A 13,556-nucleotide genomic window follows, 5' to 3' on the forward strand; every position below is an offset into this window, starting at 1 on the left:
TCCACCCGCTCCCCGTACGGAGGCACTGTGCGTACACGTACCCCTTTCACCTGCACCGTCGTGCTCGTGGCGGCGTCCCTGCTCGGCGCGGCAGGCTGCGCCGGGAGCGACCCGTCGGACGATGCCGCCGCCGCTGACGCGGCACCCCGGACCGTCGAGCCCGTCGCCGGCTGCGGCGCCGCGGGCTGGACCGACCCCTCGGATCTCGCCCCCGACCGCAAGCCCGCCCGCTGTGACAAGGGCGCACCGGCACCCCGGCCCCTCGCGAAGAAGCGGAAGATCACCGTCGCCACCGGCACCTTGAGCGCGGAGTACGTCGCACCGCTCCAGGTCGCGGTCGCCAAGGGCGAGTTCGCCAAGGAGGGGCTCGACGTCTCCCTGAAGGTGCTGCCCACCCCGGACGCCCTGCCGCTGCTCGCCAAGGGCGACGTCGACGCCCAGTGGGCGGCGCCGGAGGCCGCGGTGATGAACGGCATCAACGGCGGCTTCGCCATCAAGTGGGTGGCGGGCAACTTCTCGCCCGACCCGACCTCCAAGAGCGGTCTGTGGGTACGCCTCAAGGACGGTGAGAGCGCCGATCACGTGGACATGGCGGGGCGAAAGCTCGGCACGATGATCGGCAAGGGATCGGTGATCGCGTACCCGATGGACACGTCGCTGAAGAAGCACGGCGGCGGACTCGACAGGATCAGCTTCCAGCAGCTCGGCTCCGCGGACGTGCTCACCGCGCTGCAGAACGGCGGCGTGGACTCCGCCTGGCTGCTCGACCCGATCTGGCGGAAGGTGGACGGCGACAAGAAGTACGCCTTCCTCGGCGGCCAGCCCGTCGGCGAGCCGCTCGGCGGGCTGCTGTTCGGTCCGACCCTGCTGAACAAGGACCCGGACGCGGGCGTCGCCTTCCTCCGGGCCTACATCCGTACGGTGAACACCTACTTCGCCGGCGACTACAAGTCCGACCCCGCCTTCGTCGCCGAACTGGCCGCTCTGATGAAGACCGACGAGGCCACGCTGCGGTCGACCCCCTCGATGCGGATGGACTGGGAGATCCGGAAGGGCACCACGGACCGGCTGCAGAAGGCGTACGCCGACTCGGGCGTCTCGACCGGCGACCCGGTGCCGGAGGACAAGGCCGTGGACCGGGCGATGTACGGCGAGGCCGTCGGCCACAAGCCCTGAGCCTGACAGACCGGGCACCGGTGTGACGCGGGCACATGCACAGAGGGCCGGATCCTCGAAAGGATCCGACCCTCTGTCTTCAGTAGCGGGGACAGGATTTGAACCTGCGACCTCTGGGTTATGAGCCCAGCGAGCTACCGAGCTGCTCCACCCCGCGTCGTTGTGAATGCAACATTACGTCACGCCCTGGACCAGCGCAAATCCCTTTCCCCGGTGCGCGGGGCCGGGTGCGGGGCCAAGGTGCGGAGCCAGGGCGCGGGGCCAAGGTGCGGAGCCAGGGCACGGGGCCGAGGCGCTCCGGGCTGCCGGGACGGGGAGCACCGAGAACCTCTTGGCGTGCTCGGAGGCAGGCAGAGGGCGCTGCGGGAACTGGGGGCGCTGCGGGGACTGGGGGCGTCACAGGAGCTCGAGATACGGAGCGCCGAGGCCCCCGGGGGAACACCGGGGACGTCCTGGCCGCGTGACGGGTCCGGGGACGTCCTGGCCGCGCGGCAGGACCGGAAAGATCCTGACCGCGCGGCAGGACCGGGAAGACCCGGGCCGCGCAACGGGTCCGGGGAGACGCCGTTACGCGGTCAGCTCCTGGTGCAGCGCATCGCGCAGCCGCCCCGCGCGCTCCGCGACCTCCGCCGGCCCCAGCTCGACGGCGCGGGCGCACCAGCGCTGCCCTTCGGTGAGCTCACCGCGGCGGGCGGCCAGCAGGGCGAGGCGCAGCGCGGCCCGCCCGTGCCCGTCGCCCGCGGCACGAGTCCACCACAGCGCGGCCTCACGCTCGCTGCCCTCGCGGGCCAGCAGCAGTCCGAGGTTGAAGGCTCCGTTGCGGCTGCCCGCCTCGGCCGCCTCCCGGTACCAGCGGGCGGCGCTCTCCACGTCTCCCCGGGCCGCGGACAACATGCCGACGCGGACCTGGGCCCGGCGGTGTCCCTGCTCGGCGGCGCGCTCGTACCACTCCTCGCACTCGGTCTTGTCCGGCATGGGCTCGCCGAGCGCGGGAGGTCCGGGCGGTGGCTGGCGCGCGTCCAGAAGCCCGGCCAGCCGGAAGGCCGCCTCCGCGCTGCCGCCGCCCGCCGCGCAGCGCAGATGCCGTTCGGCCTCGCGTTCCTGGCCGTGATGGAGCAGCGCCATGCCGACCTGGAGAGCGGCCTCGGTGTGGCCGGCCGCCGCGGCGCGCTCGTACCAGAGCAGGGCCGTACGGTCCTCGTCGCGCCCGGCGTGCAGGATGCCGAGATTGAAGGCCGCGTCGACGCTGCCGGCCTCGGCCGCCTTGGAGAACCAGGGCTCGGCGCCGGTCGCGTCGCCCGCCTGGAGCAGGAGCACGGCCAGGGCGTTGGCCGCCTCGCGGTGGCCCGCGTACGCGGCCCGCCGGTACCACTGCTCGGCCTGCGGCGTGCGGTCCTGGGCCGCGCAGAGCAGCCCGAGGTTGTACGCGCCGTTGACGTCGCCCGCGTCCATCGCCGCGCGGTACCAGCGCTCGGCGGTCTGCTGCTCGCCCCGGGCGGCATGCAGGGCGCCCAGCGCGTTGGCGGCGTTGCCGTCGCCGTCCTGAGCGGCCCGCAGCCACCACACGGCGGCGCTCTCCTGGTCGCCCGCGTCGCGCAGCAGGAAGCCGAGCGCGCAGGCGGCCCGGGCCTCACCGGCCTTGGCGGCGATGAGGTACCAGCGGCCGGCCTCCTTGAGCTCGCCGCGCTGTTCGAGGATGGCTCCGAGGTGAAGGGCCGCACGGCGGTGTCCGCGCGCGGCGGACTGCCGGTACCACTGCTCCGCCTCGCCCACGCGTCCGGCGTCGGGGCCGGCGACCGGGCCGTCGTCCTTGCGCACGACGGCCCGGCGCACTCCGGCGTGCGCCTCGGACTCGGGTCCGGTCCGGGGGCCCAGACCGGAGCGGCCGAACGCGTCGTGCGCGCCTTCCGTCGCGTTGCGCTCCAGCATGCGTGCCAGCCGGTACGCCGCCTCGCGGTGCCCCTGCTCCGCCGCGGCGCGCAGCCAGCGCTCCGCGCCCACGTCGCTGCGGTGTTCCAGCAGGTCGGCCAGGGCGTACGCCCCCAGCGCATGGCCCTGCTCGGCGGACTGGCGCAGCCAGTACTCGGCCCCTGGCTCGTCACCGCGCTCGCGGTAGTGACGGCCGAGGGCGTGCGCCGCCGCGGCGGATCCGGCGACGGCGGCGATCCGCCACCAGCCGGCCGCCTCGTCCGCGTAGCCACGCTGGTGCAGGAGGACACCCAGGTTGTTGGCCGCCGCACGGTCACCGTCCGCGGTGGCCCCGCGCAGGTACGCCTCGGCGCCGCTCAGGTCGCCCCGGCGCAGCAGCAGCGCACCGAGAACGCTCATCGAAGCGGTGTCCCCCGCATCGGCGGCACGGCGGTGGCGTGCCTCACTCTCGGCGTTGTCCGCGCTCGCCGCGGTCTCCGCACTCTCGGCGTTCTCCACGCCGTCGGCGGTCTCTGCGGTCTCTGCACTGTCGACGGTCGCGGCACACTCCGCAGTCTCGGCGGTCTCGATGTGGTCGTTGTACTGCGCGGCAGCAGCGGCGAATGCCACATCCGCTACTTTTTCCGCCGGATGGACGCGCTGCTGCACAAACCGCCCTGTCTCCAACAGAGTTGCCCTGTCCCCCATAAATACCATCGTCGCACCACCTGCAACCCGCGTACACCTGGTAAATCGCGGCCAGTGAGGTCACTACAGCGTTTTGTCGACATGCCCACAGAGAGACAAGTCAAACACGCTCGTGCCCAACTCGCGCCATACGAACCGCACTTCACGCAGACTGCACAGAAAAGTCACCACGACACGACGAAGGCCCGGATCCCCTGGAGGATCCGGGCCTTCGTCTTTCAGTAGCGGGGACAGGATTTGAACCTGCGACCTCTGGGTTATGAGCCCAGCGAGCTACCGAGCTGCTCCACCCCGCGTCGTTGTGTTCAAACCGTATCACGACGCGGGGTGAAGCTTTACCGAGTTACTCAGCCCCCGCTGTCAGCACTCGCCGACGCCGCGGGCTTCTTCGATTCATCCGTTGCGCCCGGCTTCTTCGATTCGTCCGCTGCGCCAGAGCTGCCGGACTTGGACTGGGCGGCGGCGGCCCGCTCCAGGGCGTCCTGCAGATCCTTCTGCGCCTTGCCGTAGGCGGTCCAGTCCTGCTCCTTCAGGGCCGTCTCGCCCGCCGTGTAGGCCTTCTGCGCATCGGCGATCGCCTTCTTCAGCGCGGCGTCACCGGTGGCCGGCGGCTCCGTGGTGTCGCCCGGCGGCTCCGTCGTATCGGCGGGTGGCTCGGTCGTATCGGAGCCGTCCACCCCGAAGACCGCGTTGAGCGCCTCTCCGAGGCTGTTCTCGAAGACGATCTTCGATCCGTACGAAGCGGCGACCTTGCGCAGCAGCGGATAGTTCTGCGTGCCACCGCGCGTGTACACCGGCTCGATGTAGAGGAAGCCCCCTTCGAGCGGCACCGTGAGCAGGTTGCCGTACTCGATGTCGGAGTCCGTGCCCTTGAGGTTTCTCACGAACTCGGCGACGTCGTCGTTGCCGTTGAGCTCACTCTGTACCTGGCCCGGACCCTTCACCGTGGTGGTGACTCTCAGCAGTCTTATCGTGCCGTAGTCCTTGCTGGCCGCATCGGCGTCCACCGCCATGAACGCCCCGAGGTCGGGCCGCCCCTTGGGTGTGAACGTCGTCGTCAGCGAGAACGTCTGAGCCGTCTGGTCCGGCATCTTTATGCTCAGGTAGTACGGCGGAACGGCACCGGACTCCTTGTTGGTCGGATCGTCCGGGACCTGCCAGGCGTCACTGCCGCTGTAGAACTGTGCGGGGCTCGTGACGTGGTAGCGGGTGAGCAGTTCGCGCTGCACCTTGAACAGATCCTGCGGGTAGCGCAGGTGGTCCATGAGGTCCTGCGGAATGTCCGCCTTGGACTTCACGGTTCCGGGGAACGCCTTGCGCCAGGTCTTGAGGACCGGGTCCTCGGTGTCCCACTCGTACAGCGTGACCTTGCCGTCGTACGCGTCGACGGTGGCCTTCACCGAGTTGCGGATGTAGTTGACCTGGTTCTGCTGGGCGACGACCGCACGCTGGTTGGTGGTCAGCGAGTCGGCCGTGGTGTCGCCGAGCGTCGTGCGCGAGGCGTACGGGTAGCCGTTCGTCGTGGTGTACGCGTCGACGACCCACTGGATCTTTCCGCCGACCACGGCCGGGTAGGCGTCGCCGTCGATGGTCAGCCACGGGGCGACCGCCTCGACGCGCTCCTTCGGCGTGCGGTTGTAGAGGATCCGCGAACCGTCGCCGATGGCTCCCGAGTACAGGATCTGCGGCTCGCTGAAGGCCACCGCGTACGCGGCGCGGTTGAAGGCGTTGGAGAGGCTGACGCCGCTCTTGCCCTTGTAGCTGGTGGTCTTCTCGCCGTCGTCCTCGTAGTCGAGCTCCTTCTGGGGCCCGCCGACGATGGAGTACTGCTCGGTCTTCTCGCCGTAGTAGATCTCCTGCTGGTACGTGCCCAGCTCGCCGGTGGTCGGCAGGCCGGACTCCGTGAAGTCGGGAGATCCCTTCGGGTTGGTGCCCGTGGTGGTGCCCCGGGCGGCGATCGCGCCGTATCCGTGGGTGTAGGTGAAGTGGTCGTTGATCCAGTTGCGCTTGGGGATGCCCTGGAGGTTGAGCTCGCGCAGACCGATGACCGTGTCCTGCTCCTTGCCGGCCGCGTCCTTGTAACGGTCGACGTCCAGCGTCTTGGGGAACTGGTAGTAGTTCCTCTTCTGCTGGAGCTGCTGGAAGGCCGGGGAGACGACGTTGGGGTCCATCACCCGGTAGCTGGCCGCGGCGTCCGCGCTGGCGCGGAGCTTGGTGTCGTCGTCCGTGGTCGACTTGCCCGCGTAGTCGGTGACCTGTGCGTCATCGATGTCGTAGGCGTCGCGCGTGGCCTTGATGTTCTTCTGGATGAACGGGGCTTCCTTGGCCTGCTCGTTCGGCTGGACCTGGAACTTCTGCACGATCGCCGGGTAGAGCCCGCCGATCAGGATCGCGGAGAGGACCATCAGCCCGAACCCGATCACCGGAAGCTGCCAGGTGCGGCGCCAGAGCGTCGCGAAGAAGAGCACGGCGCAGATCGCGGCGATGCAGAACAGGATGGTCTTCGCCGGCAGATAGGCGTTCGCGTCGACGTACCGCAGGCCCGTCCAGTTGTCCGTGGCCTTGAAGTCGCTGGACTTCACGGCCAGCCCGTAGCGGTCCAGCCAGTACGCCACGGCCTTCAGCGCGACGAAGATGCCGAGCAGCACCGAGAGATGGCCGGTGGCCGCTCCCGTCGCCCGTGCGCCGGGGCTCGTGATGCGCAGCCCGCCGTACAGGTAGTGGGTCAGCGCGGCGGCGATCAGCGAGAGCACCGTGGCCGCGAAGCCGAAGCCCAGCAGGAAGCGGTACCACGGCAGGTCGAAAGCGTAGAAGGAGACGTCCAGGTGGAACTGGGGGTCCTTCTGACCGAACGACACCCCGTTCACATACATCAGCCAGGTACGCCACTGACCGGAGGCGGATGCTCCGGCGATCAGACCGACGAGCGCGGTGATCGCGAGCAGCACCCACTTCTTGTACGGGGCGAGACTCATCCGGTAGCGGTCCAGGCTCTGCTGTTCCAGCGACATCGCGCTCAGCGGCGGCCGGAGCCGGTGCGCGAGCCAGATGTTCACACCGATGGCGATGGCCATCAGCAGTCCGAAGACGAGGAACAGCCCGATCTTGGTCCACAGGGTGGTGGTGAAGACGGAGGAATACGCGACCGACCTGTACCAGAGCCAGTCCGTCCAGAACCCCGCGAACATGACGAAGGCCATGGCGAGGACCGCCAGGACGCCCAGTGTCATGAGCAGGGTTCGGGCGCGCCGGGACGGGCGGCCGACTCTGATCCTTGGCCCTGTCGGGCCTCCGCCGCGGTCCGGCATCTGGAAAGCCAACGTGCGCACCTCGAAGTTCGCGGTCGTGTGGAGCGGGCCCAGCGATCGTAGAGCCCACCTATGCAACTTACTGAGGCTTTACCTAGTTCCCGTTCCGGGGGCGGAAGGAGGCAGGATGTTGTCCATGCCCAACGTTTCCCCCTCAGGCCCTCCGATGGCCGCGAGCCCCCTCACCGTCGCCGTGCTCGAAATCGACGAGTACATCTCCGGTCTCGGCTGGGACCAGCCCGCCCGGCTCTTCGCCCTCGTCGACACCGCACGGCTGCGGGTCCAGGAGCCCGGACTCGCCGCTCAGCTCGGCCTCGACGACGGCTCGAAGGCCGCCGCACTCACCCCTATCGAGCAGGAGGAGCTTCCCGCAGGTACCGCACTGGACGAGTTCCTCGCCACGATCGCCTGGCCCGACGCGGTCGTCGGGTGCGCGATGACGGTCGAGCGGCTGATGCTGCCGCCGTCCGCCGAGACCTCCGTACCGGAGGGCCTCAACGATGCCCAGCTGACCAAGTGGGTCGCCAAGCACCCCGACCGGCAGGAAGTGCGGATGACCGTGGCGGTCCTGCGGGACGGCGCACGCGAGTCGGCCGTACGCCTGCGGGAGAAGGACTCGCCGAACGAGGTGCTGACCGGCGCCGGCCTGGTGCCGGGGCTGGCCGAGGCGCTGGCCGCGACCTTCGAGTCCTGACCCGGCCGTTCCGCACCGGCGGGGAGGCGGTCAGCCTGTCGAGCAGCTCGGCAGTCCGGCCGCGTCCCCGGTGCGGATCTTCTCCAGCGACTTCTTGGCGTCGTCGATCGTCTTGACCCTGACCAGCGTGAGTCCGTCCGGGGTGTCGCCGGCGGCCGCCTCGCAGTTGTCGTCGGGGGTCAGGAAGTAGCGTGCGCCCGCATTGCGTGCGCCGACGAGCTTCATGTTGATCCCGCCGATCGGTCCGACCTTGCCCTTGTCGTCGATCGTCCCCGTACCGGCGATGAACTTGCCGCCCGTCAGCTGCCCCGGGGTCAGCTTGTCGACGATGCCGAGGGAGAACATCAGACCGGCGCTCGGTCCGCCCACGTCCGCGAGCTTGATGTCGATCTCGAACGGGAAGGTGTGGTCCGTCCCCGCCTGGATGCCGACGATCGCCCGGTTCTCCTTCGGGGCCTTCTCCGTCGTGATGGTGATCTTCTCGGTGCCCTCGGGCTCCTTGCCCGCCTTCTCGGCCGCCGCCGCGGTCTTGGCCGGGATGACCGTGAAGGTGACGTCCTGGCCGGGCTCGTGCTTGGTGACGAGCTTCGCCACGTCCTCGGGCTGCTTGACCACCGTGCCGTCGACGGCCTTGATGACGTCACCGGCGTGCAGCTTGCCCTGTGAGGGGCTGTCCTTGAGAACCGTGGAGACGACGACCCGCGAGGAGACCGGGATGCCCAGCTCGGTGAGGGCGGCGACCTTGGCGCTTTCCTGGGACTGGCTGAACTCCTCGGCGTTCTCCTGCGTCGACTGCTCCTCGGTCTTGCCGTCCGGGTAGAGCGTGTCGTGCGGGACGACCACACTGTCGTGGCCCAGCCATCCGTAGACGGCTTCGACGAGGTTCATGTTGTAGTCGGCGCCGGTGACCCTGACCGTCGTCATGTTGAGGTTGCCGGACGTCTCGTACGTCTTGTGCCCGGTGATCTGAAGAACGGGTTCCCCGCCGACCTTGCCGAGTGTGTTCACGGTCGGCCCGGGGGACATCTCCGAGTACGGCACTTTGATCAGCACGCCTGCGCAGAGCAGCGCGATCAGGATCAGAGTGGAGGCGAGCATCGTCGCGGTGCGGCGTGGCATGGAACGACAGTACGGGAAGGGCCTGTCAGTGCACCGTCGGGGCCGGTCCGTACGAGGACCGCGGCCGGGCGCGGCGAGGACGCCGGGCGGCGGAACCGGAGGCTGCCGGTCAGCGGATTGGCGACTGCGTACGACCGGCGCGGTGTCAGACGTTCGATATCTGCTCGACCGGCTCCGAAGCGGAGTGTGAGCGCTCCATCGCCTCACGGAACCGGGCATAGCCGGCGAGTTCGGTGACATCGCCGATCGTGCGATTACGGGCGGCCCAGCTTCCCCATATCGCAGCACCGAGCGCAGCGAAAAGCGGAATCAACAACCAGGCGAGTGCTGCCATGACGACCTCCCTGCCCCATGAGCGACCGCAACGGAACGATCAGCAGATTAACCATCCGCACGACCAACGCTCATGGCAGGGGTGGGGTTACGCAAATCGGAGTGGATGACCACCCGGACGGTTTGAGTTCCGCAACCGCCTCAGCAGGCGCCGACCCACTCCTCCGTACCGTCGGAGAACTGCTGGTGCTTCCAGATCGGAACCTCGTGCTTGAGGTCGTCGATGAGCTTGCGGCAGGCCTCGAAGGCCTCCGCGCGGTGCGGGCAGGAGACGGCCACCACCACTGCGAGATCGCCCACCACCAGTTCACCCACCCGGTGGACGGCGGCCAGCGCCCGGACCGGGAACCCGGCGACGACCTTCTCCGCCACCCGGCGCATCTCGTCCTGTGCCGAAGGGTGGCACGAATAGCCCAGCGCCCCGACATCCTGGCCGCTGTCGTGATTGCGCACGGTGCCTACGAAGAGCGCGGTGCCGCCCGCCGCCTCGTCGCCGACTGCGCGGAAGACCTCGTCCACGGACAGCGGTGTGTCACGGATCTCCAGCAGCCGGATGGGATCCTGTGCCGCCTGCTCACCGGGGTGGTCGTACATGGGTGCCATGACAGCCATCGTGCCGTACCGGCACGCCATCGCGGAATGCGGCTTTCCCCCGGCGGGCCGCCGTCGCTCTTGGAGTCTCCTACAGGCGCCGCCCCCGCCGCCGTCGTGCGAACGCCGGACACGACCGTTGCCCCTCGGGCGCCGCCCGCCCGCTGATCCTCCGCCCCCTTCCGCTCCGCTGCTCTTCCGCCGCACCTTCCCGGCGCGCGAGGCCGGTCAGGAGCGCTAGAAGCGGCGGCGGGCCTTGCGGGCACGGCGGACCAGGGCCGCGGTGCCGAGCAGCGCCACGGTCGCACCGGCGGCTCCGGCCGCGGTCGCGTCCTTGCGCCCGAGCCGGCGGCCGGCCACGGTGTGGCGTCCCTCGACCTCTTCGAGGAGTGCGGCGAGCACCTCCTCGTTCGTCCAGCTCGGGCGCCAGCCCGCATCGTGGAGCCGGCTCACGCTCACCACCCAGGGATGCATCGTGTACGCCAGGTCGCCCGCCGGGGACGGGGTGAGGCCGATCCGGTGCAACCGCGCTGCGGCGCCGAGCGCGACGGCCGAAGGAAGCTCCATCCGGCGGACTCCGCTGAGCTCCTCGACCTCCGCCTGTTCGAGCCAGCCGTCGCAGCCGACCGCGAACTCTCCGTCGATCTTCTCCAGCGCGGCGTACTCCAGCGCCGTGACCAGGTCGTCGACATGGCAGAACTGCCAGGTGGGACGCGATCCGGCGACCACGAGGAGGCGCGGTGACTCGAAGTAACGGGTCAGGGCCGTGTCCGTACCGCCGACGAGCACGGTGGGACGGACCACGGTGACCTGGAGTCCTGGATGGGCGCGCGGCGCGCGGCGGCCGAGCCGTTCGATCTCCAGCAGGTCGCCGACGCCCGTCGCCTCGGCCGTGGCGCGCAGCTCGGCGTCCTCGGCGAGCGGGACGTCGTTGTCGGGCAGCGCCCCGTAGACCATCGCCGAGGTGCACAGCACCACCCGGTGGACGCCGACGGCCGCGGCCGCGGTGAGCACGGTCTGGGTGCCACGCACGTTGTACGCGGTACGAGCGGCGGGATCGGTCTCCAGGTCGAGATCGAGCGCCAGATGCACCACCACGTCGGCGCCGCGCAGCTTCTCCGCGATCGCCGGGTCGCGCACGTCGAGGACGTGCCACGTCGCCTCGGACACCTCACCGCGGCGCTCGTCGATGGCGATGACCTGCTTGATCTCCTCGGAGGCCGCCAGGCGTGCGGTGAGCAGCTCACCGACGCCCGTCGCGGCTCCGGTGACGGCCACGACGGGACCGCGGCTTCTGGAGCGGCTGCGGACGGTCTTGTTCCCGGCCTCGTCCTCGGGCCTGTTCTCGGCGCGGTTCTCGGGCTTGTTCTCGGACTTGTTCACAGGCTTGTTCTCAGGCGAAGGGTCGGCCAGGTTTCGCGCTGCGCGAACCTGCGGATCTGGGGAACTCACCGGGCGTCTCCAGCGGTTGTCTTCAGTACGTACCCGAATGACGCGTACGTACCAGGTGGCGTCCATCCTGCCGCAGGCCGGGAGCAGGCGGAGCACTGAGGCCCCGAGCGGACTTGGTGTCTACGCTGGATGGTGATGTCGGGCAGTCGCCGTCGGTTCGATCCGGCGGCCCTACGAGCCGAGGAAACCCGTGAGTGACACCCCATTCGGATTCGGCCTTCCGCCGGAGGAGCCGGACGACGGCGACAAGGGCAAGAAGAACGACCCCACCGGAGGTGGGCAGGGTTCGGGCGGTCCGGCGAACCCGTTCGGCTTCGGCCCCGGCGCGGGCGGTGACAACCCCTTCGCCGCCATGTTCGGCTCCATGAACCCGAACGACCTGGGCGCCGCCTTCCAGCAGCTCGGCCAGATGCTGAGCTACGAGGGCGGTCCCGTGAACTGGGACATGGCCAAGCAGATCGCCCGCCAGACGGTCTCGCAGGGCACCTCCGACGGCACCAAGGACGCGAGCGTCGGCCCGTCCGAGCGTGCCGCGGTCGACGAGGCGCTGCGCCTGGCGGACCTCTGGCTGGACGGCGTGACGTCGCTGCCCTCCGGTTCCGTCTCGACCGTGGCGTGGAGCCGTGCCGAATGGGTCGAGGCCTCCCTGCCCGCGTGGCAGAAGCTGGTCGACCCGGTGGCCGAGCGTGTCGGCCTCGCCATGGGTGATGTGCTGCCCGAGGAGATGCAGGCGATGGCGGGCCCGCTGATCGGCATGATGCGGTCGATGGGCGGCGCGATGTTCGGCCAGCAGATCGGACAGGCCGTCGGGGTGCTCGCCGGTGAGGTGGTCGGTTCGACCGACATCGGGCTGCCGCTCGGGCCGGCCGGCAAGGCCGCGCTGCTTCCGCTGAACGTGGAGCGGTTCGGCAAGGACCTGAGCGTGCCGCAGGACGAGGTGCGGCTGTACCTGGCCCTGCGCGAGTCCGCTCACCAGCGGCTCTTCGCCCATGTGCCGTGGCTGCGCTCGCATCTGTTCGGTGCGGTCGAGGGCTATGCGCGCGGGATCAAGGTCGACACCAGCAAGCTGGAGGACGTGGTCGGCCAGTTCGACCCGTCGAACCCGGAGCAGCTGCAGGACGCCCTTCAGCAGGGCATGTTCCAGCCGGAGGACACCCCGGAGCAGAAGGCCGCCCTGGCCCGCCTGGAGACGGCGCTCGCGCTCGTCGAGGGCTGGGTGGACGCCGTGGTCCACGAGGCCGCGAAGTCCCGGCTGACCTCGGCCGACGCGCTGCGCGAGACGATGCGCAGGCGCCGCGCCTCCGGCGGTCCCGCCGAGCAGACCTTCGCCACGCTCATCGGTCTTCAGCTGCGGCCGCGCCGCCTGCGTGACGCCTCGCGGCTGTGGGCCTCGCTCACGGACGCGCGGGGGCTCGACGGGCGCGACGCGCTGTGGGAGCACCCCGACATGCTGCCCACCGCCCACGACCTGGACGATCCGGACGGATTCGTCCACCACGAGCAGCTGGACTTCTCCGAGCTGGACAAGATGCTCGGCGAGGCGGCGAACGGCCCGCAGAAGCCCGCCCCCGGTGCCGACGCTGCCGACGGCAGCAGCGGGACCGAGGGCGACGGTCCCGAGGGCTACGGCAGCAAGGACGACACCGACAAGTGAGCCTGCACGACGACGCCGTCCGCGTACTGAAGGACTACGGCCCCGGGGCCGATTCCGCCCAGGAAGAGCTGCGCCAGGCATACCTGGACCACTTGGCCCTGCATCCCGACGGCATGTGGAAGGCCTGCGGCACCGGACATCTGACGGCCAGCGCCCTGGTCGTCGATCCGGAGCGAGGCAGGGTGCTGCTCACCCTGCACCGGAAGCTGCGGATGTGGTTGCAGATGGGCGGCCACTGCGAGCCCGGCGACGCCACCCTGGCGGCCGCCGCGCTGCGTGAGGCGACGGAGGAGTCCGGCATCGCCGGACTGACCCTGCTGGCGGGCGGCCCGGTGGTCCTGGACCGTCATCCGATCCCCGCACCGTGCCACTGGCACCTGGACGTCCAGTACGCGGCGCTGGCGCCGTCGGGCGCGGCGGAGCGGATCAGCGAGGAGTCACTCGATCTGCGCTGGTTCCGCTACGACGAGGTCGCCGAGGTCGCCGACTCCTCGGTTGTCCGTCTGATGGAACGCACGCGCATCGCGCTGGACGCCGGACGGTAACCGGGAACGGCACGGGTAAGGGGCGGCCTCCTGAGAGGCCGCCCCTTACCCGTCCATGGCACCGCACC

Annotated in this window: 10 protein-coding genes and 2 tRNA genes; 4 read left to right on the forward strand and 8 right to left on the reverse strand. The window is 70.0% G+C overall.

Features of this window, described 5'->3' with window-relative positions; all coding sequences use genetic code 11:
• Window positions 1–27: 27 nt before the first annotated feature.
• On the forward strand, window positions 28–1,176 hold the full coding sequence (locus tag ACIQMX_RS01305; protein WP_363066472.1) for an ABC transporter substrate-binding protein: 1,149 nt from the start codon (window positions 28–30) through the stop codon (window positions 1,174–1,176).
• 83 nt (window positions 1,177–1,259) lie between these two features.
• Here ACIQMX_RS01305 and ACIQMX_RS01310 read toward each other — a convergent pair.
• From ACIQMX_RS01310 to ACIQMX_RS01325, 4 genes are all read right to left on the reverse strand, one after another.
• Window positions 1,260–1,333 (reverse strand) — tRNA-Met (locus ACIQMX_RS01310).
• 410 nt (window positions 1,334–1,743) lie between these two features.
• Window positions 1,744–3,801, reverse strand: a complete 2,058-nt coding sequence (locus ACIQMX_RS01315) for a sel1 repeat family protein (protein ID WP_363066474.1) — start codon at window positions 3,799–3,801, stop codon at window positions 1,744–1,746.
• A gap of 213 nt (window positions 3,802–4,014) precedes the next feature.
• Window positions 4,015–4,088: transfer RNA gene (locus tag ACIQMX_RS01320), tRNA-Met, on the reverse strand.
• Window positions 4,089–4,139: 51 nt separating this feature from the next.
• Complete coding sequence (locus tag ACIQMX_RS01325; protein ID WP_363066663.1) at window positions 4,140–7,100, reverse strand: UPF0182 family protein; 2,961 nt, start codon at window positions 7,098–7,100, stop codon at window positions 4,140–4,142.
• A 127-nt stretch (window positions 7,101–7,227) separates the two neighbouring features.
• On the opposite strand from ACIQMX_RS01325, the gene ACIQMX_RS01330 reads away from it, so the two are divergent.
• Window positions 7,228–7,794, forward strand: coding sequence for a PPA1309 family protein (locus ACIQMX_RS01330; RefSeq protein WP_363066476.1), 567 nt, complete (start codon window positions 7,228–7,230; stop codon window positions 7,792–7,794).
• A gap of 30 nt (window positions 7,795–7,824) precedes the next feature.
• Here ACIQMX_RS01330 and ACIQMX_RS01335 read toward each other — a convergent pair whose 3' ends face one another.
• From ACIQMX_RS01335 to ACIQMX_RS01350, 4 genes are all read right to left on the reverse strand, one after another.
• Complete coding sequence (locus ACIQMX_RS01335) at window positions 7,825–8,913, reverse strand: PDZ domain-containing protein (RefSeq protein WP_402474302.1); 1,089 nt, start codon at window positions 8,911–8,913, stop codon at window positions 7,825–7,827.
• Window positions 8,914–9,058: 145 nt separating this feature from the next.
• Window positions 9,059–9,247 carry a hypothetical protein gene (locus tag ACIQMX_RS01340; protein ID WP_402474303.1) on the reverse strand — a complete coding sequence of 63 codons (189 nt, stop codon included), beginning with the start codon at window positions 9,245–9,247 and terminating at the stop codon, window positions 9,059–9,061.
• 140 nt (window positions 9,248–9,387) lie between these two features.
• Entirely contained in the window at window positions 9,388–9,849 is a 462-nt protein-coding gene (locus ACIQMX_RS01345) for a molybdenum cofactor biosynthesis protein MoaE (protein WP_402474305.1), read from the reverse strand.
• A gap of 225 nt (window positions 9,850–10,074) precedes the next feature.
• The gene (locus tag ACIQMX_RS01350; protein ID WP_363066482.1) at window positions 10,075–11,289 is read right to left on the reverse strand and encodes an SDR family oxidoreductase; all 1,215 of its coding nucleotides are present in this window, start codon (window positions 11,287–11,289) and stop codon (window positions 10,075–10,077) included.
• 190 nt (window positions 11,290–11,479) lie between these two features.
• Between ACIQMX_RS01350 and ACIQMX_RS01355 the strand changes: the two genes are divergently transcribed.
• Window positions 11,480–12,943 (forward strand): zinc-dependent metalloprotease, encoded by a 1,464-nt coding sequence (locus tag ACIQMX_RS01355; RefSeq protein ID WP_402474307.1) that lies wholly within the window; start codon window positions 11,480–11,482, stop codon window positions 12,941–12,943.
• Entirely contained in the window at window positions 12,940–13,488 is a 549-nt protein-coding gene (locus ACIQMX_RS01360; RefSeq protein WP_402474309.1) for an NUDIX hydrolase, read from the forward strand. Before ACIQMX_RS01355 ends, ACIQMX_RS01360 begins: the two co-directional genes overlap by 4 nt.
• Window positions 13,489–13,556: the final 68 nt, after the last annotated feature.

The sequence above is a fragment of the Streptomyces sp. NPDC091416 genome, assembly GCF_044756845.1.
Classification (GTDB): Bacteria; Actinomycetota; Actinomycetes; order Streptomycetales; family Streptomycetaceae; genus Streptomyces.

Coding starts and splice junctions, on each gene's coding strand:
- ACIQMX_RS01330 (WP_363066476.1), top strand. CDS start 7,228: ATGTTGTCCATGCCCAACGTTTCCCCCTCAGGCCCTCCGATGGCCGCG.
- ACIQMX_RS01335 (WP_402474302.1), bottom strand. CDS start 8,913: ATGCCACGCCGCACCGCGACGATGCTCGCCTCCACTCTGATCCTGATC.
- ACIQMX_RS01315 (WP_363066474.1), bottom strand. CDS start 3,801: ATGGTATTTATGGGGGACAGGGCAACTCTGTTGGAGACAGGGCGGTTT.
- ACIQMX_RS01325 (WP_363066663.1), bottom strand. CDS start 7,100: ATGCCGGACCGCGGCGGAGGCCCGACAGGGCCAAGGATCAGAGTCGGC.
- ACIQMX_RS01340 (WP_402474303.1), bottom strand. CDS start 9,247: ATGGCAGCACTCGCCTGGTTGTTGATTCCGCTTTTCGCTGCGCTCGGT.
- ACIQMX_RS01345 (WP_402474305.1), bottom strand. CDS start 9,849: ATGGCACCCATGTACGACCACCCCGGTGAGCAGGCGGCACAGGATCCC.